The sequence below is a fragment of the Plantibacter flavus genome, from assembly GCF_900177615.1.
Classification (GTDB): Bacteria; Actinomycetota; Actinomycetes; order Actinomycetales; family Microbacteriaceae; genus Plantibacter; species Plantibacter flavus.
Map to the genome: position 1 here is coordinate 496,372 of NZ_FXAP01000001.1, position 13,326 is coordinate 509,697.

Annotated in this window: 15 protein-coding genes; 8 read left to right on the forward strand and 7 right to left on the reverse strand. The window is 69.7% G+C overall.

The window, feature by feature from the left end; all coding sequences use genetic code 11:
* Positions 1-14 precede the first annotated feature (14 nt).
* Both B9Y95_RS02360 and ilvA read left to right on the forward strand, forming a co-directional pair.
* The gene (locus B9Y95_RS02360; protein WP_085510479.1) at positions 15-1,337 is read left to right on the forward strand and encodes an AI-2E family transporter; all 1,323 of its coding nucleotides are present in this window, start codon (positions 15-17) and stop codon (positions 1,335-1,337) included.
* On the forward strand, positions 1,334-2,590 hold the full coding sequence (gene ilvA / locus B9Y95_RS02365; protein WP_079705493.1) for a threonine ammonia-lyase: 1,257 nt from the start codon (positions 1,334-1,336) through the stop codon (positions 2,588-2,590). The genes B9Y95_RS02360 and ilvA overlap by 4 nt, the downstream gene beginning before the upstream one ends.
* An 87-nt stretch (positions 2,591-2,677) precedes the next feature.
* Here ilvA and greA read toward each other — a convergent pair whose 3' ends face one another.
* Positions 2,678-3,169 (reverse strand): transcription elongation factor GreA, encoded by a 492-nt coding sequence (greA, locus tag B9Y95_RS02370; RefSeq protein ID WP_229938696.1) that lies wholly within the window; start codon positions 3,167-3,169, stop codon positions 2,678-2,680.
* Between the two features lie 156 nt (positions 3,170-3,325).
* On the reverse strand, positions 3,326-3,760 hold the full coding sequence (locus B9Y95_RS20610) for a DUF4307 domain-containing protein (protein WP_159453318.1): 435 nt from the start codon (positions 3,758-3,760) through the stop codon (positions 3,326-3,328).
* A 168-nt stretch (positions 3,761-3,928) separates the two neighbouring features.
* Between B9Y95_RS20610 and mca the strand changes: the two genes are divergently transcribed.
* Both mca and B9Y95_RS02385 read left to right on the forward strand, forming a co-directional pair.
* A complete protein-coding gene (gene mca, locus B9Y95_RS02380; protein WP_085511030.1) occupies positions 3,929-4,804 on the forward strand; it encodes a mycothiol conjugate amidase Mca in 876 nt (291 codons plus the stop codon).
* Positions 4,801-5,124, forward strand: coding sequence for a hypothetical protein (locus tag B9Y95_RS02385; RefSeq protein ID WP_085510481.1), 324 nt, complete (start codon positions 4,801-4,803; stop codon positions 5,122-5,124). The genes mca and B9Y95_RS02385 overlap by 4 nt, the downstream gene beginning before the upstream one ends.
* A 40-nt stretch (positions 5,125-5,164) precedes the next feature.
* Here the strand turns inward: B9Y95_RS02385 and trhA are convergent, their stop codons facing one another.
* Positions 5,165-5,881 (reverse strand): PAQR family membrane homeostasis protein TrhA, encoded by a 717-nt coding sequence (gene trhA / locus B9Y95_RS02390; protein ID WP_085510482.1) that lies wholly within the window; start codon positions 5,879-5,881, stop codon positions 5,165-5,167.
* A 73-nt stretch (positions 5,882-5,954) separates the two neighbouring features.
* On the opposite strand from trhA, the gene B9Y95_RS02395 reads away from it, so the two are divergent.
* The 4 genes from B9Y95_RS02395 (at position 5,955) to B9Y95_RS02410 (ending at position 10,210) form a co-directional block, all read left to right on the forward strand.
* On the forward strand, positions 5,955-6,737 hold the full coding sequence (locus B9Y95_RS02395; protein WP_085510483.1) for an isoprenyl transferase: 783 nt from the start codon (positions 5,955-5,957) through the stop codon (positions 6,735-6,737).
* Positions 6,734-7,900 carry an aminotransferase class V-fold PLP-dependent enzyme gene (locus tag B9Y95_RS02400; RefSeq protein WP_085510484.1) on the forward strand — a complete coding sequence of 389 codons (1,167 nt, stop codon included), beginning with the start codon at positions 6,734-6,736 and terminating at the stop codon, positions 7,898-7,900. The genes B9Y95_RS02395 and B9Y95_RS02400 overlap by 4 nt, the downstream gene beginning before the upstream one ends.
* Positions 7,901-8,244: 344 nt before the next feature.
* Entirely contained in the window at positions 8,245-9,528 is a 1,284-nt protein-coding gene (locus tag B9Y95_RS02405; RefSeq protein ID WP_370282231.1) for a PhoH family protein, read from the forward strand.
* 100 nt (positions 9,529-9,628) lie between these two features.
* Positions 9,629-10,210: a prepilin peptidase gene (locus tag B9Y95_RS02410; RefSeq protein WP_085510486.1), complete on the forward strand. Its 582-nt coding sequence runs from the start codon at positions 9,629-9,631 to the stop codon at positions 10,208-10,210.
* A 72-nt stretch (positions 10,211-10,282) separates the two neighbouring features.
* Here the strand turns inward: B9Y95_RS02410 and B9Y95_RS02415 are convergent, their stop codons facing one another.
* The 4 genes from B9Y95_RS02415 to B9Y95_RS02430 form a co-directional block, all read right to left on the reverse strand.
* Positions 10,283-11,686: a class II fumarate hydratase gene (locus B9Y95_RS02415; RefSeq protein WP_085510487.1), complete on the reverse strand. Its 1,404-nt coding sequence runs from the start codon at positions 11,684-11,686 to the stop codon at positions 10,283-10,285.
* 67 nt (positions 11,687-11,753) lie between these two features.
* Positions 11,754-12,395 carry a carbonic anhydrase gene (locus B9Y95_RS02420; protein WP_085510488.1) on the reverse strand — a complete coding sequence of 214 codons (642 nt, stop codon included), beginning with the start codon at positions 12,393-12,395 and terminating at the stop codon, positions 11,754-11,756.
* Entirely contained in the window at positions 12,392-13,087 is a 696-nt protein-coding gene (locus B9Y95_RS02425; protein WP_159453319.1) for a DUF4245 domain-containing protein, read from the reverse strand. Before B9Y95_RS02425 ends, B9Y95_RS02420 begins: the two co-directional genes overlap by 4 nt.
* On the reverse strand, positions 13,084-13,320 hold the full coding sequence (locus B9Y95_RS02430) for an exodeoxyribonuclease VII small subunit (protein WP_064296575.1): 237 nt from the start codon (positions 13,318-13,320) through the stop codon (positions 13,084-13,086). Before B9Y95_RS02430 ends, B9Y95_RS02425 begins: the two co-directional genes overlap by 4 nt.
* Positions 13,321-13,326: the final 6 nt, after the last annotated feature.

Sequence of the window (13,326 nt, forward strand, 5' to 3'; positions counted from 1 at the left end):
CCTACACTTGAGCAATGGCGGACGACACTCCGAAGACCTGGTGGGGACGCTTCCTCCCCGAAGCGGCATCGCCCGTGCGCGAACCAGACCTGAGCGGGTCGAGCAGCGTCCCGCGCGGCATGCGCGTGGCCGCAGCGTGGTCCTGGCGGATCCTGCTGGTGGCCGCGGTCGTCGCGCTGCTCGTCTTCCTCGTCGTGCAGCTCCGCCTCATCGTGATCCCGCTGCTCATCGCCGTCCTCGTCTCCGCGCTGCTGAAGCCCGTCGTCGACGTCCTCGTGCGTCACCGCTGGCCGAAGGGCCTCGCCATCGCGCTCGCGATGGTCGGCACGCTCTCCGTGGTGAGCGGACTCATCTTCCTCGCGATCTCGCAGATCACCTCGCAGTTCGCCTCCGTGCAGGCCCGCACCATGACCGCCTACGGCGACTTCAAGGCCTTCCTGCTCGCCAGCCCGTTGCACGTGACCGAGACACAGCTCAACGACTTCATCGCCCAGGCGTTCGACTCGCTCCAGCAGGACAGCCAGGTCCTGCTCTCGGGCGCCCTGTCGATCGGTTCGACGCTCGGCCATGTCGCGACGGGCGTCTTCCTGACGCTCTTCTGTCTGCTGTTCATGCTCATCGACGGTCGGACGATCTGGCGTTGGACGGTGCGCGTCTTCCCGCAGCGGGCACGCCCCGCTGTCGACAGCGCCGGTCGTGCAGGCTGGCGGACGCTCGGCAACTACGTCCGCACGCAGATCCTCGTGGCCTCGATCGACGCGGTCGGTATCGGACTCGGCGCGTTCTTCCTCGGCGTCCCGCTCGCGATCCCGGTGGCCGTGCTCGTCTTCCTTGGCTCGTTCGTGCCGATCGTCGGCGCCGTGGTGACCGGCGCCGTGGCCGTCTTCCTCGCGCTCGTCTACAACGGTCCGGTCATCGCGCTGCTCATGCTCGGCGTCGTGCTCCTCGTCCAGCAGCTCGAGGGCCACGTCCTGCAGCCGCTCATCATGGGTACGGCCGTCAAGGTCCACCCGCTCGCCGTCGTCCTCGCCGTCGCAGGAGGCACGCTCGTCGCCGGCATCCCCGGCGCCCTGTTCGCGGTGCCCGTGGTGGCCGTGATCAACGTGATGGTCCACACCATCGCCAGCGGTACGTGGCGGACCGGCGGCAGTGCTCCGCCGGAGCCGGGCGCCGACGGTGCCATCTGGCAGACCGTCCCGAGTCCCAGGCGAATCCGTCCGGGCTCCCGCTCGTCCCACGAGCCGCAGGATCGCCCAGGCGATCAGGAGCCCCAGCACCCCAGCGAAGACCTCCGAGAGACCTCGTCCCCAGAAAGTCCAGGACCCCGCACACCATGACCGATTCAACGACCACCACACCCGTGTTCCCCGGCCCGTCGCTCGCCGCGTTCGAGCGGGCCAGGGACACCCTCGTCGGCACCGTCCAGCGCACGCCGATGGAGAGCTCCCGCTACCTCGCCGACGTCCTCGGCGTGCCCGTGCACCTCAAGTGCGAGAACCTCCAGCGCACCGGCTCCTACAAGATCCGCGGCGCGTACAACCGCATGTCCAGCCTGACCCCTGAGGAGCGGGCGCGCGGCGTCGTCGCCGCCTCAGCGGGCAACCACGCGCAGGGTGTCGCCTTCGCCGCCCGCGAGCTCGGCATCACCGCGACCATCTTCATGCCGGTCGGCGTCCCGCTCCCGAAGCTCGCCGCCACGCGCGACTACGGAGCGCACGTCATCCTGCGCGGCCACACGGTGGCGGAACCGCTGATCGCCGCCGCCGAGTTCGCCGCGGAGACCGGTGCCATCCTCATCCCGCCGTTCGACCATCCGGACGTCATCACCGGGCAGGGCACGCTCGGGCTCGAGATCCTCGAGGAGGTCCCCGACGTCGAGACGGTCATCGTGCCGATCGGCGGCGGCGGGCTCATCTCGGGTGTCGCGGGTGTCATGAAGCAGCGCGCGGCCCTCGAAGGACGCACCATCCGCGTGATCGGCGTCCAGGCGGCGAACGCGGCCGCGTACCCGGCGTCGCTGGAAGCCGGAACCCCGACGACCATCACCGTGCAGCCGACCATCGCCGACGGCATCGCCGTTGCCCGTCCCGGTGAGCTCAACTTCGAGATGATCAGCGCCCTCGTCGACGAGGTCGTCACCGTCAGCGAAGACGACCTCGCCCGGGCGATCGTGGTCCTCCTCGAGCGCGCCAAGCTCGTCGTCGAGCCTGCCGGTGCCGCCGGTGTCGCGGCGATCCTGGCCGGGAAGATCGAGCCGACCGGCACGACGGTCACCATCCTCTCCGGCGGCAACATCGATCCGCTCCTGCTGCAGCGGGTCGTCAGCCACGGCCTCGCGGCGTCGGACCGCTACCTGACGCTGCGCATCCCGCTGCCCGACCGACCGGGCCAGCTCGCACGGACCGCGGAGCTCGTCGCGCAGGCCAATGCGAACGTCATCGAGGTGCTGCACACCAGACACGGCCACGGCTTGCAGATCAGCGACGTCGAACTCGAGCTCAGCATCGAGACGCGCGGGCCAGACCACCGCGACCTCGTCGTGCAGACGCTCCGCGAAGCGGGGTACGACCCGCAGATCGTCGACGACTGAGCCGACTGACGGAACACCGAAGGGCCCCACCGTGTCGGCGGGGCCCTTCGTGCGTCAGGTCGGTCGCGATGGACGCGACCTACTGGATCAGGAACCGGTGTAGGTCTCCACCGCGCTGATCGACACGGTGATCTCCTTGCCGTTCGGCGCTTCGTAGGTGGTCTTCTCGCCGATCTTCAGACCGAGGATGGCGGCGCCGAGGGGGCTGCCTTCGCTGTAGACGTCGAGGTCGGTGTTACCGGCGATCTCGCGGCTGCCGAGGAGGAACCGCTCCTCGCCGCCCGCGACGACGGCCGTGATGACGGTGCCGGACTCCACGACGCCGCTGGACTGGGGTGCCTCGCTCACCTTGGCGTCACGCAGCATCTGCGTGAGCGTCCGGATGCGGGCCTCCTGCTTGCCCTGCTCGTCCTTCGCGGCGTGGTAGCCGCCGTTCTCCTTGAGGTCGCCTTCTTCGCGAGCCGCTTCGATGCGCTTGGCGATCTCCTCGCGGCCCGTCGTGCTGAGGTGCTCGAGTTCCGCCTGCAGCCGGTCGAAGGCCTGCTGGGTGAGGAACGTCTCCTGGATCTGCTCGGACACGATGGAACTCCTTTGCATGGTGGGTCCGCACACGACGGCCGAAACGCCCGTCATATGCCAGACGCCCCGGCGGAATGCCGGGGCGTATGAAGTACTGCCTTCGAGTATCGCACGATCGGCGCGGGAGTGCGGTGCACGCGCCGACGCCGTCGCGGGTCAGGAGCGGCGCTCAACCACCCAACAGGTGTCGACGACGCCGGTGTTACTGAGCTCCGTGGTGCGGACGCTCTCCGTGAAGGTGCGGGTACGCAGCTCGGACGGCGGCAGTTCGACGACCTTCCATCCGACGACCGCGAACTGCTCGTTGAGCGCCTGGACCGAGCAGGCCATGGGGGTGTCCTGCGGACCGGTGACCTCGAAGGAGACGCTGACCATCGTGTCGTCGACGATCTCGTGCGCCGTGTTGCGCGATTCGATGCTCGGCCGACTGCCGTCGAGACCGGCCCACACGACCCACGCGACGAAGACGACGGCGAACGCTGCGGCGGCCAGCCAGATCAGGCGGCGGTCGCGGGCACGGTTGCCAGGGGTGCGTCCGTATCGCGCCGCGATGGCGTCCTGAGGGCCGGCATCCTGCAGGGGAGAGGTCACGTCACGGGCTCCGGTTCGAACGGTTAAGCTGGACCAGGAGTGCGAGACGCCTCGAGGTCGACACCTCAAGCGTATTGCCTCTTCCTGGATGCGGAGTCCCGACCGCGTCGTCACGTCACGAGTCGCGAAGCGGTCGGCTCGCGCAGACCAGCCGGAAGGCGGAGCACCATGACCATGAGACTGCTCGCCGTGCACGCGCACCCCGACGACGAGTCGAGCAAGGGGGCGGCGACCCTCGCGCACTACCGGAGCCTCGGCGCCGAGGTCATGGTCGTCAGCTGCACGGGTGGTGAACGCGGCGACCTCCAGAACCCCGGACTCGCCGACGTCGCGATGATCGAGCGCGACCTCCCCGGCTACCGTCGCCTCGAGATGGCCGCGGCGCAGGAGATCCTCGACATCGAGCACCGGTGGCTCGGCTACCAGGACAGCGGGATGGCCCGCGATGACGGCACGGTCCCACCCGCGAGCTTCGCCGACATCCCCCTCGAAGTCTCGACCGGTGTGCTCGTGCGCATCGTCCGCTCCTTCCGACCGCAGGTCATCATCACCTACGACGAGAACGGGGGCTACCCGCACCCCGACCACATCCGGTGCCACGAGGTGAGCGTCGCCGCGTTCGAAGCGGCAGCCGATCCCAAGCGCTATCCAGAAGCGGGCGACCCCTGGCGCGTCGACAAGCTGTACTACGACCGCTCGTTCAGCCCCGCCCGGCTCGAGGCCGTGTACGCCTACCTGCTGGAGCACCACCCCGACGACCCGGCGGTCGAGCGACTGGCCGAGATGCGCGAGTGGATGGCCGGCCGGCCGGATCTCGCGACGACGCACGTGCGCGTCGGCGACTTCTTCGAGGCGCGCGACGCCGCGCTCCGGGCGCACGGCAGCCAGGTGCCGCCAGACTCACCGTTCTTCTTCTGGCCCAACGACGTCCTCCGTGCCGCATGGCCGTTCGAGGACTACCAACTGGTCACGTCGCACGTCGCGTCGACCACCCCAGAGTCGGAGCTGTTCGACGGCATCGACACCAGCGAAGGAAGCGCATGATGCACCACCTGTTCACCGAGGTCCTGTTGGCGGTCACGCCGTCGCCGTCGCCCTCGCCGGCGTTCGATGAGAACCAGGTGACGCCGGGACCGTGGGGCTTCGTGATCACCTTCGCCATCGCCGGCGTCGTCGTGTTCCTCGTCATCGACATGGTGCGTCGTGTGCGCCGGGTCAACTACCGCGCGGAGATCGACGAGCGGCTCCAGGCCGAGGTCGCCGAGCGGGCAGCTGCGGACCGTGCGGGGAGCGACACCGGTGAGGCGGGCCCCGCAGGCGTCGAGGACGACTCTCGTCCGCCGTCGGACCAGTCGGCCCGCTGACACCAGCACCGCGACGCGTCGCGCGGCAAGCCGCCGGTCGTCAGCGGTTGTAGACCGGGTCGATCGCGATCAGCAGGATCCCGGTCCAGTGGCAGAGGAACGCGAGCACCGTGCACAGGTGGAAGAGTTCGTGGAACCCGAACCGTCCCGGCCAGGGGTTCGGCCGCTTCATCGCGTACATGACCGCGCCGACCGTGTAGAACAGGCCACCGGCGGCGATGAGCACCATCGTGGCGAAGTTGCCGCGGGCGATGTCGCCGAGGTAGGCGACCGCACCCCACCCGAGCGCCAGGTAGAGCGGGACGTAGAGCCACCGCGGGGCGTTGATCCAGAACACGCGGAAACCGATGCCGAGGAGCGCGCCGCCCCAGACGAGCACGAGCAGGAGGTTGCCCTGCGCCGGTGGGAGCGCGAGCACGGCGAGCGGCGTGTAGGTGCCGGCGATCAACAGGAAGATGTTGGCGTGGTCGATCCGCTTGAGGAGGAGCTTGACCGAGGGGCGCCACGAGAACCGGTGGTACAACGCCGAGTTCCCGAAGAGCAGCATCGACGTCAGCACGAACACCGTCGAACTCCACTTCGCGGCCGCACCCTGTGCGAGCACGACGAGGACGATCCCGGCGACGATCGAGATGGGGAAGATCCCGGCGTGCAGCCATCCGCGCCAGGTCGGCTTGACCTCCTCCGGTGCGGCGGCATCGTCGGCGGCGACCTCGAGCAACGGCAGCTTCGGCAGCTCGGGATCTCCACTCGTCATGGGTCCAGGATACGGGGTGGCACGGAACGCGTACTGGGAGCGATGCAGGAAACTGCACTAGCGTTGCAGGGTGATGACGAGGCATTCCGCACCGGTGGACGGCTTCCTGTACGGCGTCTACGCACGGCGCCTCCGGAAGGCGCTCACTCCGCAGACGCTGCCGCACCATGTCGCGATGATCATCGACGGCAACCGGCGGTGGGCCAAGCAGCTCGGGTACGACACCGCGGCGCACGGGCACCGCGCCGGTGCGGCGAAGATGCGCGAGTTCCTGACCTGGTGCGACGACCTCGGTATCGGCGTCGTCACCCTGTACCTGCTGTCGAGCGACAACCTGGTGAACCGCGCACCGGACGAGCTGGACGACCTCGTCGACATCATCGCCGACCTCGCCGAGGGGCTCTCGCACTACCGTGACTGGCGCGTGAAGCACGTCGGTTCGAGCGATGGACTCCCGGAGTCGTTGCGCACGGCCTTGACGAGCGCGGAGGAGCGCACGGCCGACCGTTCCGGCATGCACATCAACCTCGCGGTCGGCTACGGCGGTCGCACCGAGATCGTGGACGCGATGCGCGCGATCGTCGCCAAGCACCACCTCGAGGGTCGGAGCCTGGAAGACCTCGCGGCGCTGCTCACCCCCGACCTCATCGGCGAGCACCTCTACACCGGAGGCCAGCCCGACCCCGACCTCGTCATCCGCACCAGCGGCGAACAGCGGATGAGCGACTTCATGCTCTGGCAGAGCGCCCACAGCGAGTTCTACTTCGTCGAAGCGCTCGGGCCCGACCTCCGCGAGGTCGACTTCCTCCGCGCCCTCCGCGACTTCTCCAGGCGGCAGCGGCGGTTCGGCGGATGAGCCGGTCCACGCCCGCCTCGGAGCCGGACGAGCCGGAGACGGCGTCCGGGTTGGAGACCTTCCGAGCGGGGTTCGGTGAGGTCGCCGGCTACCTCAACTACGGCAGTGTCGGTCCGTTGGCCGCATCCGCCGTCCTCGAGGCCGCCCGCTGGAACGACGTGCTCGCGAGCGCGACACCCGGCACGCTCGGCGCGGTCGACGGGCAGGACGAACGGATGCGGACCGCCGTCGGGACGCTCACCGGGTTCCGAGCCGACCAGGTCGTCGCCCAGCCCAATACCTCGCAGGGCTTGATGCACGCGATGTTCGGCCTGAGCGGCACCGTCCTGCTCTCCCGTCTGGAATACCCCACGCTGCCGCTCGCCGCGGAGCGGGCCGCCGAGCACCGGCACCTGCTCACGCCGAGATGGCTCGAGACACGACGCGGACACGTGACGGCGGAGAGCGTGCGCGAGCAGCTCGACGACACCGTCACCGCCGTGGCCGTGAGCCTCGTCGACTACCGCACCGGCTACGTCTGCGACCTCGAAGCCGTCCGCGAGGTGATCGGCGACCGCCTCCTGATCGTCGACGCCATCCAGGGCTTCGGTGTGGTCGACGCCCCCTACGCCGTCGCCGACGTGGTCGCCTCGGGCGGGCAGAAGTGGATGCGGGCCGGCTGGGGCACCGGATTCCTCGCCCTGAGCGACCGCGCCGTCGAGCGACTCGAGCCGGTCTTCTCCGGCGTGACCGGCACCGACGAGGCCTGGCCGTTCAGCGCGACCCCGGCACCGAGCCGATCGTCGCGCGCGTACTCGATCACCAGGCCCGACCCGCTGGCGGCGGCGCGGTTCGCGGCGTCCCTGGAGGATACGGTCGCCGTCGGGACCGCGACGGTCCACGCCGCGATCGCCGAGCTCACGGCCGAGGTGATCGAGCTCGCGGACGAGTTCGGCGTCGCGGTGGTCTCCTCGCGAGACGAGCACGAACGCGCGGGCATCGTCGTCCTGGAGCCGGAGGAGTCCGTCCTCGACACGCTGTGGACCTCGCTCGAGAACCACGGCGTCACCGCGACGATGCGCGCCGGGGCCGTGCGGCTCAGCGTGCACGCCGGTACCAGCCGGCAGACGCTGGACCAGCTGCGCGGTGCGCTACTCTCGTTCGCGACGGCCGCGAGCTACTGAGCCGCCGTCCGACCACCGGCGGGCCAGGAGACGGCCCCCATCTGTTCACCTCCCCGTAACAGGACACGGGGCGTGTCGTCGCGTCGATGTCGGCGGCCGGACGTACGTTCATCTCATCGGGCATGGAGCCCGGTCGAGACGGCCACACAAGTTCGGCTCGAAACCCTGCAGGCGGCCGTTTCGCACAGTGATCCGAGCATCAGATGCTCGGGGTGGGAGTGGTTGTGGCCTCGCGAGAAATCCAGAACACGTCAGGCGGGACCGAGACGCGGGACGCGTCGACGAGACCGAGCCGGCGACCCGCCGACCACACGGCGAGCGGGGGAGATCAGGCGCAGGCCGAGATCACCTACGTGCTCGACACCTCCGTGCTGCTGTCGGACCCCAAGGCGCTCTTCCGGTTCGCCGAGCACGCCGTCGTCATCCCGGTCGTCGTCATCAGCGAGCTCGAGGGCAAGCGCAACGACCCCGAGATCGGCTACTTCGCACGTCAGGCACTCCGCATCCTCGACGAGCTCCGCATCGAGCACGAACGCCTCGACTTCCCGATCCCCGTCGGTGACGGCGGATCCCTGCGGGTCGAACTCAACCATTCGAGCATGGCTTCGCTGCCGTCCGGTCTCCAGCTCGGCGACAACGACTCGCGCATCCTCGCTGTCGCGCTGAACCTGGCGAACGACGGCCTGACGGTCACGGTCGTGTCCAAGGACCTGCCGCTGCGGGTCAAGGCGGCCTCCATCGGTCTGCAGGCGGAGGAGTACCGGGCGGAACTCGCGGTCGACTCCGGCTGGACGGGCATGTCCGAGATCACCCTCGGCTCCGAGGACATGAGCACGCTGTGGGAGCGCGAGGAGGGGACGACTCCGATCATCGAGGACCTGCCGATCAACACGGGCCTCGTGATCCACTCCGACCGGGGATCCGCACTCGGGCGGGTCACGGGCAAGCGCAGCTACAAGCTCGTCCGCGGCGACCGCGACGTCTTCGGTCTGCACGGACGCTCGGCCGAGCAGCGGCTCGCGATCGACCTCCTGCTCGACCCCGAGATCGGGATCCTCTCGCTGGGAGGTCGAGCAGGGACGGGGAAGTCCGCGCTCGCCCTCTGCGCGGGTCTGGAGGCCGTCCTCGAGCGACAGGCGCACAAGAAGATCATGGTGTTCCGCCCGCTGTACGCGGTCGGCGGCCAGGAGCTCGGGTACCTGCCCGGCGACCAGGGCGAGAAGATGAACCCCTGGGGACAGGCGATCTTCGACACGCTCGGCGCGGTCGTCTCACAGAACGTGCTCGACGAGGTGGTGGAGCGGGGCATCCTCGAGGTGCTCCCGCTGACGCACATCCGCGGCCGGTCGCTCCACGACGCCTTCGTGATCGTCGACGAGGCGCAGTCGCTCGAACGCAACGTCCTCCTCACGGTCCTCAGCCGGATCGGGCAGAACTCGCGGGTCGTCCTCACGCACGACGTCGCCCAGCGCGACAACCTGCGCGTCGGCCGACACGACGGCGTCGCCTCGGTGATCGAGACGCTCAAGGGGCACCCGCTGTTCGCGCACGTCACCCTGACGCGCTCGGAGCGCTCGGCCATCGCGGCTCTCGTGACCGAGATGCTCGAAGGGAACGAGCTGGCCTAGCGGCCGTCGGTGGGGCCGGCTCGCGAGGCCCGCCCCGCCGACCCCGGCCGCCTGTGGAGAACGCCGAAGGCCTGCACGAGGATCCTCCTATCCTGACGGGATGCCCTCGCGACCGACCTCCTCCGGCACGCGACCCCGCCCGCGTGTCACCACCGCGGCGATGGTCGGCTCGACGCTGCTGCTCGTGGCCGTCACCGTGGCCAGGCTCGGCCCCGAGCCGCGTCCGGTCGCCATCGTGCTCGTGTGGCTCGCCTGCATCACGCCGCCGCTCGTGCGCATCGACGTCACGGAGCGGCGGCTCCCGAACCGTCTCGTGCTGCCGGCGCTCGCCATCGCGGTGCCGCTCACAGCGGTCGATGCCGCAATGCGCGGGGTGGCCCCGCTCCAACCACTGCTGATGGGGTTCGCGGTCGGTGCCGTCCTGTACGTGTGCGCCGTCTTCGGCGGATTGGGCATGGGGGATGTGAAGCTCGGCGCGCTGCTCGGCCTCGCGGTCGGCTGCTTCGGGATGTCAGCGGTACTGCTCTTCGCGATGGTGTCGGTCTCCTCGGCCGGCCTCGCGGGTGTGGTCGTCGTGTTCCTCGCACGCTCACGTGGTGGCTCCGCCGGTTGGCGCACGCGCATCCCGTTCGGCCCGTTCCTGCTCTTCGGCTGCTGGAGCGCGATCGCCGCCTCGGCGTGACCACACGGATGGAGACGGCCCCGGAACCGCGAGGGTTCCGGGGCCGTTCTGTCGTTCGACGAGCGGGTCGACTCAGCCAGGGTGCGTCATCGAGAGGACGTCGAGCGCCGTGTCGAGCTGCTCCTCCGTGATCTCGCCGCGTTCGACGAACCCGAGGTCGACGACGGCCTCGCGGACGGTCAGACCCTTGGCGACGGAGTGCTTGGCGATCTTCGCCGCCGACTCGTAGCCGATGATCTTGTTCAGCGGGGTGACGATCGAGGGCGAGGAGCCGGCGAGTGCCGCAGCGCGGTCGAGGTTGGCCTCGAGACCGTCGACGGTCTTGTCGGCGAGGACCCGGGTCGCGTTCGACAGGAGACGGATGCTCTCGAGGAGCGCCGTGCCCATGACCGGGATCGCGACGTTGAGCTCGAAGGAGCCCGAGGCGCCGGCCCAGGCGATGGTCGCGTCGTTGCCGATGACCCGGGCGCCGACCATCAGGACGGCCTCCGGGATCACGGGGTTCACCTTGCCGGGCATGATCGAGGATCCCGGCTGGAGGTCGGGGATGTGCAGCTCGCCGAGACCGGTGTTCGGGCCCGAGCCCATCCAGCGGAGGTCGTTGCAGATCTTCGTGAGGCTCACCGCGATGACCCGGAGGGCTCCCGAGGCGTCGACGAGTCCGTCGCGTGCGCCCTGGGCCTCGAAGTGGTCCTGGGCCTCGGTGATGGGCAGCTCGGTCTCCTGCGCCAGCAGCTCGATGACGAGCTGGGGGAAGCCCTTCGGCGTGTTGATGCCGGTGCCCGTCGCGGTTCCGCCGAGCGGGACCTCTGCGACGCGGGGGAGCGCCGTGCGCACACGCTCGATACCGAGACGCATCTGCCGGGCGTAGCCGCCGAACTCCTGGCCGAGGGTGACCGGCGTGGCGTCCATGAGGTGCGTCCGGCCGGGCTTCACCGCGGTCTTCCACAGCTCGGCCTTGCGCTCGAGCGACACGGCCAGGTGGTCGAGGGCCGGGATGAGGTCGTCGATGAGGGCGCTCGTGACCGCGATGTGCACCGAGGTCGGGAAGACGTCGTTGGAGGACTGCGAGGCGTTGACGTGGTCGTTGGGGTGCACCGGGCTGCCGAGGCGCGCGCTCGCGAGCGTCGCCAGGACCTCGTTCATGTTCATGTTCGACGAGGTGCCGCTGCCGGTCTGGTAGGTGTCGACCGGGAACTGCGCGTCGTGAGCGCCGGTGATGACCTCGTCGGCCGCTGCGGCGATCGCGTCGGCGACACCCTGGTCGAGGACGCCGAGCTTGGCGTTGGCGAGTGCCGCGGACTTCTTGATCCGGGCCAGCGAGGCGATCTGCGCCGACTCGAGCCCGCTGCCCGAGATCGGGAAGTTCTCGACGGCCCGCTGCGTCTGCGCACCGTAGAGCGCGTTCGCGGGGACCCGCACCTCGCCCATGGTGTCGTGTTCGATGCGGTACTCGGTTGCTGAGTTGTCTACCACGCTGTTCGTTCTCCTTCGTGCGATTGCGGTGGTGCTGCGCTCGACCGGTCGGTGAGCGGGGTGGAGGTCATTCGGGGACGGTGACGTCGCCGATCACGATGTCGGCGACGGCGGTGCCCTCGAGGAGCTTGTAGTTCGCGCCGATGATGGCGACCGTCCCTGCCGCCACGGCGTCGCTGATGAGCTCGGAGCGCGAGACGACCTCCATGACGGTGCGACGGAGGTGGCGTCGCCCGACCTCGGAGGTGTCGACGGATGCGGCGTCGATCGGTGCAGGGCCGGCGACCGCAGTCACGGCGGGGACGATCTGCTGGATCAGCTGGTCGATGTACGCGGGGAGCGGGGTGGCGTCCTCGATCTGCGAGTCGATGGCCGCGCGGACGGCGCCGCACTCGTCGTGCGCGAGCACGAGGATGAGCGGGACCTGCAGGACGCCGACGGCGTACTCCAGGGTGCCGAGCACCGAGTCGGAGACGATCTGGCCGGCGTTGCGGACGACGAAGAGGTCGCCGAGTCCCTTGTCGAAGATGATCTCGGCCGCGAGGCGGGAGTCGGAGCAGCCGAAGATGACCGCCTCCGGGGCCTGGGAGTGCGCGAGCGTGGCGCGGCGTTCGACGTCCTGGCGGGGGTGGGCGGGCTGACCGGCGACGAACCGCGCGTTACCGCGCTGCATCTCGCGCCAGACGGCACCGGGGCGCTTCTGGGTCATTCGGAGTCCGTTTCTGCAGGGGCGCCCGACGGGGCGTCGAGGTTGGCGGTGACCCCGGTGCGCACGGAACGTGCGACATCGAGGACGTACTCGGGCTTCGCCGTGCCGAACACGGCGATCGTGCTCCGCCCGGCGACGGTCGACAGGGCGTACGCGACGTTGCCGTCGTCGGAGCCGCTGCCGTTCGCGTATTCGACCCACTCGACACCGTCGATCGTGACGGTTCCGGTGGGGCGGGCTTCGTCGAGCTCGGCGAGGAGCCAGGTGTCGTTGGCGTCCACGCCTTGGACGAGGCCGACGAACTCGTCGTCGGGGGAGATGAGTCCGACGTTCCAGGAGCGGATGTCGGGCGTGCCCGCGACCGGTGAGGCTGTGGTGCGGACGTCGGCGTAGTTGCTGCCCCAGTCGTCGCCGAGCTCAGGAGTGAGGAGCGGGACGGGGAGGTCGGGCTGCGCCTGACCGGCGAGCTGCGCGTAGTCGACGGTCGGGCGTTCCGGGGCCTCTCCTCGTGGCACGGCGAGCACGATCACGACCACGAGGCCGACCGTGGCCAGGAGCGACAGGACGAGGTTGTTGACGGTCTTGCGCGAGCGGTACAGGCGGGAGTTCTCCGCCTTGCGGTCGGCGGTCTCCTGCGGCGTCTCGGGGCGGCCGAGCTCGGCCACGACGCGCGGCGGCTTGGTGTCCTTCACCGCGATGCGTCCGGAGTACCGGATCCGAGCTGGGCGGCGCGAGCCGCGTCCAGCCGCGCCTTCGCGCCGATCAGCCATTCCTCGCAGCGCTGGGCGAGCTGTTCGCCGCGCTCCCAGAGTCGGAGGGAGTCCTCGAGCGACGCCGAGCCCTGCTCCAGCTCGGACACGACACGCACGAGCTCGTCGCGTGCCTGCTCATAGCTGAGCTCCTGGACATCGGAGGGGGTTGGCATGCTTCT